The sequence below is a fragment of the Pseudomonas sp. JL23 genome (assembly GCF_056933585.1).
In genome coordinates this window covers 4429121-4443241 of record NZ_CM167795.1, presented here as the reverse complement: position 1 = coordinate 4443241, position 14121 = coordinate 4429121, and the positions used below count along the sequence as shown (strand labels likewise).

Below are 14121 nucleotides of genomic sequence, written 5' to 3'. Positions count from 1 at the left end.
GCCTGTACGACGGCCCCATGCCGTTCGAACCTGTTGGGTGAAACGAGTCGGGTTGGGGAGAATTTAGCGACGGGCCCGGTATGGGCATTTCCTGCCCGCTACTGTGAAGCTCTGATCAGTCCGCTTCGCTATCACCCTGGAATCCGCTGACTGTGATTCTCGTCCCAGCTAAGGCGCTTTTCATCAGGCTGAAGGATCACCGTCAGTTGGTTGAACAGATGAATGTCGGCATACAGGGCAAAGAAGCGGTTGAGCATTTCGCCAAACAGGCAGATATCGCCGTCGCCGGCAAAGCCGTTGCGATCCAGGGTGACCTGGATATCCACCCCGCGCAGTAGAAAGCCTTTCTCGAAGCGTTCCAGCAGGTAGTGATTGACGTCGACGATGGCGTCCAGGCGGCGGCGATTGGCCTCGCTGTCTGTCCAGTCGTACAGGGCGAGCGTGGCGCGCAGCACCTCGGGGTTATCCATCATGGGCAGGAAGTTTGAACCCAGGTGGCTGAGGATACGCCAGTGAAAACGGTCGCGATTGGGTGGGTAGCACGGCATGGTCGGTGCACACAGATTGCGCACCCGCAGGTCCGTCCGGGCGGTTTTCCCGCAGCTGTCGAGCAGTGTCTCTTGCAGCCCGTGACGCGGCAGCATGCCGTTGGTACCGGTCAGGCTCAGTATCAGGCTGGTGTGTTTATTTTGCTGGTCCTCGCTCAGGCCTTCGCCCCCCAGGATCAGCCAGGTCTCGTGTCGACCATCGACGCCGGGCTTGAGGCGGGTATGGAAATAGCGCTCAGGCTGCTGGTGTCGCAACATGCCGCCTTTGTGCTGAAAACTGGTAAATGGCACGTAATCCTGCTGCTCGGCGGCTTTGGTCGTCATGACCTGATCCACCGAGTACACCTCGGTATGGCCATCCTGCTGGCGCAGCAGGTAATCGGACTGCGCCGGGTTCAGGATCAGCGGGTCGCACTCCAGGGCAAACAGATTGATCACCGGTACCGCATGCAGGCGCATGTGCTCGGCGCTCGGCTTGAAATCACGGGGCCAGGGCTTGCTCAGTACGGCTTCTACCTCGAACCACGGCGTGCCGGGGGCGATACTGATCTGCTCCAGGCCACGGAGCGTCACGAACATGAATTTCTCGCGGAAAGTGAAATATTCCAGCATCAACTGATAGTCACTGAAGACACTATCGCCCTTGGCCCACAACCGATCCTCATCCGCAAAACCCTTGACGCTGAAGCGGCCTTGCAACGGTTGGCGTTCGGCCCCCGGTAAACGCACGTAAAGCCCTTTGAGATGCAGGGTCAGGGCCAGATGCAGGGCATTGGCCAACGGCGCATCGGCATTCAGGTACAGCGTGATGGCACTCAGGTCGATCTGGCTCAGGTCAGCCATGGCCCCAAAGGCAAAGCGCAGACGCAGCAGCGAGCGGCCATCGGGCTCAAAGGTCTGTTGCAGGGACTCCAGGGTCAGCGGGCGCAGCAGCACATCCTGGGTGGTGCTGTAGCGGCAGCGCGTCTGTTGTGAACCGATCGGCTGGGACAGCACTTCAAAGCCCTTGCCAATGACTTCGCTGGCCTTCATCTGCGGCACATCAGGCATCAGCTCGACAATCGACAGCGACGGGATCGAGCGCAGGTACTGCGGCCAGAGCATGTCGACCAGGCCCTCGGTCAGCTCCGGCAGGTCGTCGTCGAGCTTCTCGCGCATGCGCCCCATGAGAAAGGCAAAGCCCTGGAACAGTTGCTCGACAGCGGCATCGTTCGGCCCCGGTTTATTCAGATTCAGCTGCGCCGCCTCCTGCGGAAAAAACTCCGCGAACTCCTTGGCCGCTTCGCGCAGGTAGCGCATTTCGCCGTCGAAGTACTCTCGCGTCTTATTGTCCTTGCTCATGAAAACTCCTTATTACGATGACGTTCAGCGCTCGGGCGCGGTGTTTATAGAAAGACCTGCCGGGGCAACTTGAACCCGCGCAGCTTGAGCAACGCCAACGGCCCCGCACCCAGCTCAGTGCGCAAATGCCAAGTCAGGTTGAGGCCGTCGGGGGCGGTGATTTCCACGCGGTAGCGGCTGTCGCCGTCATCCAACGATGTGACCTGAGCTTTTTCCAGCAGACGGATCAGGCCCCAGGTGCCGGCGAAGTCGCCGTACAGGCGTTCGCTGGCCTTGACGCTGGTCCAGGTCAGCATCGCCCCTGGGTGATCGCCGCGCCCCGGCCAGTTGAAGCGCTGCCAGAATTCGCGCTGATTGAAGTAATGGTGTTTTTCGCCATTGAGCACGAAGGTGGTGTTGACGATGTCCCGCACCGGCTTGCCCTGCAGCTCGAAGCTCAGGCCCATGCCGCCATCGGTGTAGAGCACGTCGGCCAGTTCGCCGAGCTGGTTGATCGCCTTGAGAAACTGCGGATTCAGGCGCAGGCCCTGACTGTGGCGCGGATCGGCGACCCAGCGATTGCCTTCCTTGCGCACCACGCCGCTTAACTGCTGTTGCAGAAACTGCTCGATACGCCCGGAGTCGGCGCGGATCAGTTGCCCGAGCATCGGCAGCGAGGCATCACTATTGGTCGCGGCGAAGGGATAACGACTGGCGAAAGCGTTGTTCCAGTGGTCGACGATTGCCCGCTGCCATTGCTGATTCAGCGCCCGGGCAGAAGGTTGCAGCACGTGCTGCCAGGCCTGATCCAGGGGCTGCACGAACAGAGTCTGGCCGATGCTGCCCCACTCGGCGCCGAGGCTGGCGGCGATCAGGTTGGCATACGCCTGGGTATCGGTCAGCTCGACGCTATTGCCCTGAAACACGTTCTGCGCCAGGGCCTGGCTGACGGCCTGGGGATCGGTTGCCTGGCTGATCTGTTGCAGCTTCAGGCGGACCCGTGTCACTTGGGTGAGGAAGGCTTGCAGGCTCAGGCTGTCGTTGCCTTTGCTGTCCGGATCGGTGCCCAGCAGGGCCAGCAAGGGGCCGAAGGTGGCGTCCAGCGGGCCGCTCGGGCTCTGGGCCAGTTGATCGATGGCCGGAAGCTTGTTCTTGGCGATGAGTTGTTGCGCCGACTGCATCAGGGAGTCGGTCAAGGCCTGGCTGCGAGCCCCGGCGCGGCCCTGATACGCCAGGGCATTGACCAAGGCAATCAACGGCGACTGACGCACATCGCTCATCATCGTCAGTTGGTCGATGACTTCACCGAGGCTATCGGTCCGGTGCCAACGCAGGCTATTGAGAAAATCCAGCCAGACGCCGCTGTAGTCCTGAAAATAGCGCTCAGTCAGGCGCTGCTTGAGCATCGCCGGGGTCAACTCCACCGCCAGTTCGCCGGGCGCCTCGCTGAGCACCCAGTCAATTTCCTCACGCCGCGCCTCGGCAATCTCATCGATGGATCGACGTACCTGACCTTCCCAGGCCTGACGGGTAAACACGCCGGGCACACTGGCCGTGGTGGAAAACAGCGTCCAGGCCTCGGTGTCGCCTACCATCTGCCGCAGATTCAAGTCGGGAAACTGATTGGCGCTGCGGTCGAGCACCTGCTGATACAGGGCCGCCTCGGCATTGCGCTGACCCAACTGGCCGAGAAGGATTTGCCGGACCTTGGCGATCAGCACGGGATCGGCATCGATGCGCCAGTCCGGGTGAGCGGGCAATTGCTCGGCGTAGAACTGCCAGAGGTTGGGTTTTAGTCCATCGCGTACGGGGGCACTGTTGCTCATGGCTTTTACCAGAAAGGCAGTATCGGCCTTCTGCGGCTGCGCCAACATCAGATAGACCTTGAGCGGCTCATAGGCATGCCGCGCCGCCTCGGCCCGCTCCGGGCTGCCGGGTTTAAGCGCGACCAACTCACGCAGCTGGCCTTGCAGATGGGCGACCATCGGGTCGCGAATCAGCCGGGAATTAGCCTCGACATAACGCGGCCACAGGGCGTCGAGGAGGATGTCGTTTTTATTCAGACCGAAGCGCAGGTGCCAGGGCACGCCGTTTTGCGCGCGGTAGTCCAGGCGGGCGACTTCGTGGGCCAGGTTATGGAGGGCCAGGATTTGCTCGTGTGGGGTTTGCGCCTGTTGCAGGGCGGTCAGGGTGTTTTGCTCTTGCAGGATAAGCGCACGGTTGCCGTTGAAGGACAGAAGCAGGCCGATGGACGAGACCAGAGCCAGGCTCAGGAACAGAAGGTGAGCGATGCGTAGCGGATGCGCGCCTATACGTCGCCCTTGAGTCTGGCTGTCAGCCAGAACACCGTCCCAGAACTCGTCCACTCGCAGGATATGAGGCGCAGCTTTCTTGGTGCCCGGGGGCTGGGGCTGAGCGAACCATAACCCTCGCAGTGTGACGCCACGGGAGAACTTCCCCAGTAAAGGCTCCAGCGCCTGACGCCAGCGGTTGATACCGTCCACTTGCAGGTCGCGGGACAGGCGTAGCAGGAAATCATGGCTATTGGTTTGCAGGACATGGGCCATGCCTTTCTCGCGTAAAGGCTTGAGCAGCGGTTGCAAGTGGGCCTCAATATCGGCCGCGAGCATCTTCGGTGGTAACAGACAGCCCACAGGCTCGATGGGGCGGTTAGTTTGCTGCCAATCGCTGGCACAGACCTGCCACAGGTGCAGCGGTGCTTGCCAGTGCAGGGCGCGAGCCAGTTGCTGCAGGTAGCTGGCACCTGCGTGCATGGCCTGCATGTCGCGGCTCTGTTCGGCGGTCAATGCCCAGACGATGCCGTCCAGGGGGCGCCAACGGCGCAATCGTTGCAAAGACGTTAGGTCGTCCTTTGCTAGCCCACGGTGCACACTGCCGCCCCAGAGCAGCAGCGTACCTCGCCACTCCAACCATCGTTGTTCCTCCAGGCCGGGCGCCACTGCCGCAACCTGCTCGGCTTCGCCAATGACCCACATCACGCGCATCCTTCGCTGCCAACGCCAGCCGTAATATTCGCGCAGGTGTTTTTTGATTACCCCGACATGGAAAGTGATCTTTGCTTGGTGCGAAGGAAGGGGGCCAACTTGAGCAGGCCGATTCACATCGTCCACACCCGGTTGATCATAAAACGCCAAACGCCCCGTCAACCCCCATAGCCACCAGTGCACCAAGAGCAGCAGCACAAGGGTTAGTGTCACCGCGACGGTCGCCCACAGCCAGCTGGCCTGCTGCGCGCTATCGCGTCCAACACCCAGCCATTCAGGGTTTTGCCAGAGCACTGCGCATAGCGTTGCGCCGGTCAGCACCATCACCATGACAAGGGCCAGCAACCCTACAGATCGTTGAAACTGCATCTCGTATCCCTACGTCGAAGGCGCTGGCACCGGCATCAATACCGTGCTCCAAAGCCCTGTCTCGACAGGGCCATCGCCACTGAAAATGAATTGCGCTCCGGCGCCGCGCTCAACCGTGCGGGTCGCGGCAGCAATTGCCAGCCACGGCGCCGCCTTGCCCGGTTGCCCCAACAAGGCATCCAGATCGCATAGCCCCTGGGTGTGTTTCGCGGGCATGGCGACCTCGCTCAACACCGTGGCAATATCCGCGTCACGTTGCGTATCAATACCCGCCCGCCAGACCCGCTCAATGGCCTGCGCCGTCAACGGCACCCAATCCAGGGCCTGGCGCACGGCATAGCGCAATGCTTCGGTGGTCGGCACCTGCTCCTGTTCAGGGCGGTGCAGATACGCCATGGGTGACAAGGTGGTTTGTGTCAGCCGATTGCCCAGCAGCGCCCCCACCGCAGCCTCCGCCGTACCCTGTGGCTGTGATGGAGCGATCTGCAACGCCACCACCAGCAGCAGCGCCGGATCAGTGATGTGATGGTCGAGCCATTTATCCAGCACCGTCAGCCCGCTGCCCTCCACGGGGATCAGCGACTGGCGAATACCCGATGCCTCCCATGCTTGTTGCCAGACCTGTTGCATGGCGTCCGCAGACAGACTGCTGTCGATCTCGCGCAGTAAAGCCAGCGGTGTTTTTTCAGACACCCGCAGCAAGGTCGGCGCCAGATCAGCGAACACCTTCGTCAATGCCTGCAACATCAGTTCTTCGGGCTGCTCGCCTTCAACCTGCAGACGGCTATGGCGAATACCGGGAACTTCCTCACGCGATGGCTGGGCCTTGAAGACCGAAACATCACCGAGCAAGGCGTCCAGTTGTCCCGCTCCGGTGCGGTCCTCTGGCGCACGCAAGGTGGTATACAGGCTCACCGCCAACACCTGTTGCGAGCGGCGGCCCCGGCGAACACGGCCCATCCACTCCAGCTCTCGCGCCTCATCCCAGCCATCGGCATTGCGATGTTCGATGAGGAATATCAAGGCCCGAACGAAACCGAGGGCACTCCAGGCCGCGAGCGGTATCCCCAGAGTGGTCAGCCAGTCGTTGGTCCCCTGTTGCAGAGCCAAATCATCCAACGACAGCGTCAGCCCCATGCTTGTCAGCAAAAACAGCACAAGCAAAGCCAGCCACAACCGCAAACGTGGCGGTTGCGGGCGCATTGCCAGAGGCGGGATTTGATCCAGTCGCACCGGCATGATCAGCTTGCGCCTGCATCGGGTAACGATGTGATCAGCGCACAACCGCAGGCGCAGCGATGCCCGTCGAAGGCCACCGGTATGCCGTCGTCGGTAAAGGCCGGGTTGCCTTCGGCGATCACCGTTCGGCCATGACCGGGCAGCGGACACATCACCGGATCGCCCTTGCGGGCAACACCGATATCGTCGAATTTCATCGACTGGGAACCGGACAGTACATGGCCGCCGCTAGTAGTTTTGTCGTGGATGCGAATGATGCCGCGCATATAAATCCTTCTTTAATGTCAATATAATTAAGGTGTGTCGCGCCTTAGTATTTAGAACTCATTCTTATTGTCGTCGTAATTCTTGCTCCAGCTTAAGCAGCTGCAGAATTTCTGAGTCGCTTGGCTTGAAATGTTTCTCAGCAGGCAAGCTCCTCTTGAACTCAGAAAGCGCCGTCTGCTCATAAAAAATATTTCGAAAAGGAAAACCATAAAATTCTTTTATGGCCTCAAGGTCGGGTGATGGCTGCCCATCTTCGCTGCGGATCGCAGCGATACGATCCACATGCTTCATACACCTTTCACAACCTTCATTAACGCCCTTTTCCCATAACCGGTAAGCATCCAGCTCTCTGCCCTCCATACTCGCTAATTTACCAAGCCACTCATATGATTTTTCATTTCCAAGGTTCAGAGCGCATTCAAGTAAATCCTTGGCAAGAGGACGCAACTCTTTTGATCGGAGAAGGAGTTCTGCACCTACGGCACCCATCGCATGTGGATTGCCGCGATCAATGGCCAAGTCGTAAAAGTAATACTTGTCAGCGTTATTAATGGGGGGCAGACGATCCGCATATTTGTACACGGCGATAGGCACGCCTTTTTCGACAAGCACGCGTAATCTGGTAAACGCCTGATTTGCCGCCTCCCTGCTTTTCGGCCCCCGTGCCTCCCATAAAGCCCACATGGTATCGAAATACTCGGCCTTCCAGCTCCCGGTCTCCAGCGCAACATTCAATAACTCTTTACGCTTTTGTTTGTGGGTATCGTCGTACCAAAATTTATCGACTTCGTTGCCTTTGATGATGTACTCCACAAACTGGTTAAACGCACTGACTGCAGAATCGCTTTCTGTTGGAGAGCGATCTATAACGCTTTGGCAAGAAAATTTCTTCGATTTGAATTTCTCTACAAGTTCAGGGTCGTCACCATATGCCATAAAAGCTCCTTCCCTGGCTGGCAGATGATTAAAGTCTTCCAGCGCATTAAATGATGTGGCTGAAGTCATGCTAGAAAATGCCGTTAATGCTATAGCTAATAATTTACGCATAAAACCTCCATTTATAAAAAATCAAATTTTTGCTCTAGTACCTGGGCAAAGCTATTTAACCAAGATGATTTTTCTCGTCGCCATCTTAAGATGCCTTGAGGATCCAGGCAGCCCACTCCAGGTCGCTCTGTTGCATATCGAGCGAGTTCAGCACTTCCAGAGCTGTTTCCAGAAATACCCCTCGATGTTCACCACCACTGGCAACGAATGCGGCCGCATCTTCGCGGGCTTGGTAAAGTATTTTACGGTCTGCGCTCCCTATGAGTTCAGAAGTGGTCTCCGCCATATGTACAGTTGCCAATGTTGGTGAAACCAGAATCGTGGAAGTCAGGCCAGTGAACATTGTCTTGTCATCGAAGTTCGGCGAAGGGCTTGCAAGCACCCCTAATGGCAGCGATCCACTTAAAACTACTGAGGCGAAAACAATTAAGCCGCGACCGATCAGCGCTTTGCCTGTCATGAAAATTAACGTCGACATTTTTTCAAAATTCCAGCACTTCATCCGAGCAGCCCCCACTCAACCATTTCCTCTCGAAAGGTCGTCTTGTCCGGGAATGGCCACATGCGCATATGGAAACGCTCGACCACCTGCCTGGGAAGAATGTCGCCCTGCTCGAAATGACGGATCACTTCCGGGCTTCTTACGGTGTGCTCTACCGACCAGATGACTTTCCAGTAGCCCGTCTGCTTACAGGCTTCGCCGCTCAAGCAGATCCATAGCGGGAACCCGGCCTGGCTGAACCCCGGAGAGCCGGGCATGGGTTTGCCGGTGGCCGGATCTAGGACCATGGCTTTGGCGAGTTGATGGATCAGGGCTTCGCTGGGTTTTTCCGGCGGGATATTGGCCAGGCGCTCTTCCAGCCATTGCAGCTTGCCGTCCCAGGCGGGCAGCGGGGCGGGCGGCAATGGCACGATGTCGTTGATTTCGGGGACGGTGGGGTTGGCGTAGGAATAGTTGGCCAGTATTCGCCAGATTTCTTCGTAGCGTGTGGCGCGTTCTAGGTCTTCTTGTTGGCCTAGGTAATGCAGCGTATTGGACGGCGGAGGGTTACGGAAGCCCTTGCTCAAAAGGGAGGCTGAGGTGCTGTTTCCGCCAGCTATCCCAAGTTGGTATGCCTCGAGCGCTTCTTGATGCTGCTCATCCTTGAGATAAACTCCCAGCGTAAGACCTGCCTCGCCGTGTCCCTGCTCGGTTGCACAGCGATACATTTGGAGGGCAATCTCCGGCGCAATATTGCTTGGTTCAAGCTTTTCCCCCACATAGTACTGCGCCTCAGCACTTCCTTTGTCGGCGGCCTTGCGCAAATAGCGCAGGGACATGTCTTTATCCTGCCTCAGCCCCGCCGAACCGTTCTTGAGAAAAATACTGATGAAGTAGTAACCGGTGGCGACACCTGCATCGATCAGGTTCTGGCTCAGGCGCAAGTGTTCGTCAGTCCGCAGCTTAAAATGGCCACGCATGGTGCCGTTCTGCAGATTGATATTGGCTTTGTAATGACCATTTTCGGTGGCGATGCGATATAGCCGTTCGATCTCGATATTGACGGTCGCGTCTTCCTTGAGTTGGTTGTTCTTTTGCAGCCAGCGGGCATATTGGAAAAGTACGTCGGCCTCGGCGGACGGCTCGGGGATGGTTTCGTGGGCGCAGGTAAATACCAGCTTGGCCTTGGCCTCTGTAAGGGGGTTCATGGGCATATCCTTGGGCGTGAGTTTAAATGCGCCGCCAGTACCACAGGCGGCCAGTAGCAAGCTTGAGAGCAGCAAGAGTCGGCGCATCAGTCGCGGTCCCTTAGCGAGCGTTCTGCGAAATAAAACTCGACGAGAGGGGCATAGGGCTCCCATCGTCTTTTTTTGTCGTTCTGGCGTTTTTTGTTTTCCTTGATGATCTCCTGCCAGGCATCGAACGCCACCGCCGCATCATCCTGCGCCCCCATCCCCCCCGTATGCATATCCCACAACCGCCGCCTTAACGCCTCGGTCACGCTCGCCCACTCATGGGCAATATTCAGTTCGCTATCGACCATCATGCTGCGGGTGTTGATATTGGCCGAGCCGTGGGTGGTGAAGACGTCGTCGACGATCATCAGCTTGGAGTGGATATACACCGGCATCCAGTCCTCGCCCGCCGGGGTGTCGGGGGCGACGAGGGAGCAGACATGGACTTTCAGGCCCGGGCGTTTTTCCGGGAACAGGGTGCTGTTCTCGATGTCGCGGATCTTGCGGTCCATCTCGGCCTGCCAGCGTTGCCGTTCCTTTTCGCCGAGGGCGTCGAAGCGCTGGGGATCGGGCTCCGGTCTGGCGGCGGCGGCTTTTGCCTGTTGGACGCGGTCCAGTTTGGTGGCATTGGGAATGGTGTCGGCGCGGCCGAGGCTTTCGAGCATGCGCTGGGTATTGCGGGCGCCATCGCCCATGCCTTTGGGCGTGTCGTTGGTGATCACGAACAGGTGCAGGTTGCCATGCAGGCCGGGGTCGCGGCCGGCCTTGGTCTGGGCCGCGGCCGCCGACTTGATCAGTTCGGCCAGGGGCGGCCAGCGAAAGTACTGGTTTTCGATGTAGATGAACTGGGTCGCGTTGTTGGCGGCCTTGAGGTAGACCTTCTCGATATCGCGCTGGCCATCCTTGCCTTCCTGAGGCTGGGTGCGCAGCAGCTGGATCATCTGCGCCGGGCCATGCAGACGATGTTCTTGCCCATCCTGCAAAGGGTCTTGCCCGGCGAGCAGATCTTCGCCGGTTTCCTTGCGCCAGGCCTTGGCAAAGTTGTCGTGCAGATCCCTGAGCACCGGCCCGCTGACCTGGCAGGAGATGTCCTGGCGCGGCGTCTGACCGCGCGGCCCGCAGTTGGGTTTGGGTCGGTTGTATTGGCCGCGGATCAGCGCCGAGTGCTTGTTGGTGTCCCAGTACTCGTCGAGCATGTTGTGGCCCATGACGAAGCCGACGGCGCGCTCCGGCACCTCGAAGTCGACCAGTACGCTTTTCTGGTGATGGCTGGGGGTCAACCACTGCGCGTAGCGGGTGGTGCGGCTGATTTCCGAGTCGACGGCGTGGTGTTTCACCCGCTCGGCAATGGCATCCCTTTCAGCCTTGCTGAAGCCGCGAGTGACGAACAGCGGCACCCGATTGGCTGCGCGCTGGCTGGCCTTGCCACCGTCAACGGCATGGTCGGCGAACCACTTTTTGTCCTCGGTATGTTGCTCGTCTGTGGCGCTTTGCAGTTCGCGGTCCTTGAGCCCGCCATAACCGGGCAGGTTGGCCTCGCCCGAAAAGCCGGTGAGATTGCCCGGAAACTTCCAGCTCAACACCCGCACGCGCACGCATTCTCGGGCCTTGAGCTTGAGCAGTTCGCCGATAGTGGGCGCCTTGCCGTTGCGCAGGAAATACATCGACGGCTGAAAGCCCCAGCAAATGATGTTGATGCTGTGGGTGGCATTAGCGATGGCCTGATGCAGGGCAGTGAAGGTTTCTTCGCCATTGACCAAGGGGTGGTAAGCCGCCTTGTTGGGCGGGTATTCGGTTTTCCAGACGTACCAGGGCGCCGTGCAGAAGGCCTGGTCGGTGTATTTGAAGGCGACGGGTACGACGATGGAATCCTCGTTCATTGTGATGGCTCCTTTGACTGGTCAGGGTCTTCCATGACACGGGCATACAGGGCGCGGTGATCGCTTTGGGATGGGCTGGCATCGGCCTGCGAAGGGTTTTTATGCAAACCGAGATTGGCCAGTTGACCCTGTTCGGGATTGCGGTAATCGGCGGGAATCGGCAGCTGAAAGTTCAGGCCGTTGGCCAGCTTCAACTGGTATTGCCGCGTCACAACCTGATGGTCGACAGGCAGGTGCCCGCTGTCGTCGAGCACGCCCTGCTTGAGCTGTACACCGTCGGCATAAAGTGTGTAAGGCATGCCTGCCCAGCCTTTGCTGCGGGCATTGGGGGCTTGCGGAACCTTGAGTTGCAGCCGTTGTTTGGACAGGCTCTGCGGATAGTCCGGATGAGTCGCCGTCATGGCGGCCGCGCCGGGTTTGTACTCGAAGTACGCGGACTTGATCAGGTAATCGCCCAGCGTGCCCGACTCAATCGTGTTCGGATCAATGCTGATGTAGCTGCCACCGCCGTTAAGGACGATTTTCTTCTTGGCGGTGATATGGATCTCGTCTTCGGTGCTGATGATCTGTAAACCGTGCCGCGCCAGCAGTTCCAGGCTGTCGTTCTGCGCCTGCACTTTCACCGGCCCTTGATTGGCAATCAGCTTGATACCCAGCTTGCGCACGAACAGGCTCAGGCCTTCGCCGACGCCGATAAACAGGCGCTTGACCACGCTGATATCGGCCTGGTGACCGGCGTTGAGCATCAGGTTTTTCCGCGCCGCCAGTTGCAGGTGCTGGCCGCTGGTCAGGGCGATGCCCTTAGGAGCGCTGAGCAGCAGGACGGCGGATTTGAGTTGCTCCAGGTCCTGTTTGAGCAGGTTGAGTTGCGCCTGTACATCAGCGGGATCGGCTTGGCTGGCTTGTGCGTCGGTGGACAGGTCTTGCAGTTGTTCGCCTGCGTCTTGCAAGCGTGCGAGGGTGTCGGCCATATCGAGCACCTGGCCCTGGGCCTTGGCCTGCTCATCAGCACTGATAAACACACCCTTGCCACCGCGTATCGCGCCCCAGCCATCGCTGCGCAGTTCAAAGCCTTCGCCGCGTTTTTTCTTCTCGGCATTGACCAGATGCCCGAGGTTGAGCTGGCTCTTGCCGCTGTATTCGGTGCTGAGCTTGACGTGCTCTTCACCGCGTTTGTCTTCCATGCGCAGTTTGTTATTGGCCGGGGTACGCAGCACATTGCGGCTGTCGTCGCGCCGGGCCAGGGTGACGGGGTCGGGGTGATCGCTGTCGTGCAGGGCGTGGGCGATGTAGGGGCGGTCGGGGTCGCCATTTTCGAAGGCCACGGCCACTTCGGTGCCGCAGATCAGCGGCAGGTGCAGGCCGTAGGTGTCACCGGCGTAAGGTCGCGCCAGGCGTAGCCACATGCTGCTGCGGCCTTTTTCCCACTGGTCGCGGTCGAACAGGAAGTTGACCCGGTAGCGGCCTTCCTTATCGATATCGGCGTAGGTGGTGTTGGCGTCGCCACTGGTGACTCGTGCGGGAATGGTCCCGGCCATGTGCGGTTTGGCCAGGCGCGGCGGTCGGAAGCAGATGTTTTCCGCGTAGGGAATGCCTTCGAAGCGAACTTCCAGGCTGCGATCGCGGGCCGCGCTGAGGCGTACTTTGGTCACCAGCGCGCCGGGCTCGAAGGCCTGCAAGGCGGCCTCGGTGATCTCCAGTACCTGGCCCGGCATCAGGCTGGCCAGGGTGCTGATGCCGCTGAGGCGGGTCTGGTTGTTGAGGTAGCGCTCGTGGTTCAGGCGCGCGTGAAAAATGCCGCTTTCACAGAGCAGCTCGCGGTCCTGGTGATAACGACTGCCCAGCTCGGTGTAGGCCTCACCGTAGTGGTAAGCCTCACCATAGGTGGTCTTGGCGCCGCGGGTCAGGTCGATGTCTTCCTCGAGCCAGGCCTTGGCATCGCGCGGGTTATAGGCGCGCACATTGATGTTTTTTTCCACCACCTGGTGGCGGGTCTGCAACTGCCAGACGCTGTGCTCGCCATTATCGTGCAGGCCGGACGGCGGGCGGTTTGGCAGCTCGATCCAGGGCTTGACGTATTGGGTCTGGTCGTCATGCAGAACCAGGATGTCGTAGCACGCGGTTTCGTGGCGCTTGATGCGGTACCAGATGCCGACTTCGGCCAGCAGGCGCGAGATGAACGCCAGGTCGCTCTCGTTGTACTGCATGACCTGTTCGCGTCGCGGATACTCGCGCAGCAGGTCGAAGCGGCACTCCCAGGGATCGAAGGGGTGGCGGTTGCACAGCACGCTCTTGACGATCTCCGGCACGGACTGCTGCTGGTAGATGCGGTATTGCTTGCCCTTGCCGAGCAGGGCCAGTTGATGTTGCAGGATGACTTCGTAGCGGGCTTCGTCCCTTGAGCTGGACAGGCGTTTGAAGTCGGTAATGATCCCGCGCACGGTGCGCAACGGCAGCTCGGGTTCGGGCGTGCCCAGGCCGGTTTGACAGGCGGGTTATGCAGGGTGAAATCGGTGAATTTGCCGAGGACCTGGGCGGCGGCTATGTCCTGCTCGGTGCAGGTGAACTCGATGATGTATTTGAACGGCTGGCTCAGTTGCTCTTCGCCCTCGAAGGCGAGGACGTCGAGGTGGGCGTCGAGGTCGTGGATATCGAGTTTATGGCGGGTGTGGTCGTAGAAGACCCGGGCTGGGGTGGACATGCTCAGGCCTCCCAGCGTCGCAACGGGTT

8 protein-coding genes and 1 pseudogene are annotated in these 14121 nt (G+C 59.4%); all 9 read right to left on the bottom strand.

The features are described 5' to 3' along the window. Positions 1-131 precede the first annotated feature (131 nt). The 9 genes and pseudogenes from tssF to AC1Z24_RS20595 all read right to left on the bottom strand — a co-directional run bounded on the left by tssF (position 132) and on the right by AC1Z24_RS20595 (position 14092). A complete protein-coding gene (tssF, locus tag AC1Z24_RS20635) occupies positions 132-1889 on the bottom strand; it encodes a type VI secretion system baseplate subunit TssF (RefSeq protein WP_483742471.1) in 1758 nt (585 codons plus the stop codon). 44 nt (positions 1890-1933) lie between these two features. Next, a complete protein-coding gene (locus tag AC1Z24_RS20630) occupies positions 1934-5242 on the bottom strand; it encodes an ImcF-related family protein (RefSeq protein WP_483742470.1) in 3309 nt (1102 codons plus the stop codon). 9 nt (positions 5243-5251) lie between these two features. Further along, entirely contained in the window at positions 5252-6481 is a 1230-nt protein-coding gene (locus tag AC1Z24_RS20625; protein ID WP_483742469.1) for a hypothetical protein, read from the bottom strand. Between the two features lie 2 nt (positions 6482-6483). Next, a complete protein-coding gene (locus AC1Z24_RS20620; RefSeq protein ID WP_483742468.1) occupies positions 6484-6747 on the bottom strand; it encodes a PAAR domain-containing protein in 264 nt (87 codons plus the stop codon). A 64-nt stretch (positions 6748-6811) separates the two neighbouring features. Then, positions 6812-7795, bottom strand: coding sequence for a hypothetical protein (locus AC1Z24_RS20615; RefSeq protein WP_483742467.1), 984 nt, complete (start codon positions 7793-7795; stop codon positions 6812-6814). 85 nt (positions 7796-7880) lie between these two features. Beyond that, positions 7881-8297: a DUF2388 domain-containing protein gene (locus tag AC1Z24_RS20610; RefSeq protein WP_483742466.1), complete on the bottom strand. Its 417-nt coding sequence runs from the start codon at positions 8295-8297 to the stop codon at positions 7881-7883. After that, positions 8294-9571 carry an SEL1-like repeat protein gene (locus AC1Z24_RS20605; RefSeq protein WP_483742465.1) on the bottom strand — a complete coding sequence of 426 codons (1278 nt, stop codon included), beginning with the start codon at positions 9569-9571 and terminating at the stop codon, positions 8294-8296. Before AC1Z24_RS20605 ends, AC1Z24_RS20610 begins: the two co-directional genes overlap by 4 nt. Further along, positions 9571-11391 (bottom strand): phospholipase, encoded by a 1821-nt coding sequence (locus AC1Z24_RS20600; RefSeq protein WP_483742464.1) that lies wholly within the window; start codon positions 11389-11391, stop codon positions 9571-9573. Before AC1Z24_RS20600 ends, AC1Z24_RS20605 begins: the two co-directional genes overlap by 1 nt. Then, a pseudogene (locus AC1Z24_RS20595) lies at positions 11388-14092 on the bottom strand (type VI secretion system Vgr family protein). Before AC1Z24_RS20595 ends, AC1Z24_RS20600 begins: the two are co-directional and overlap by 4 nt. Positions 14093-14121: the final 29 nt, after the last annotated feature.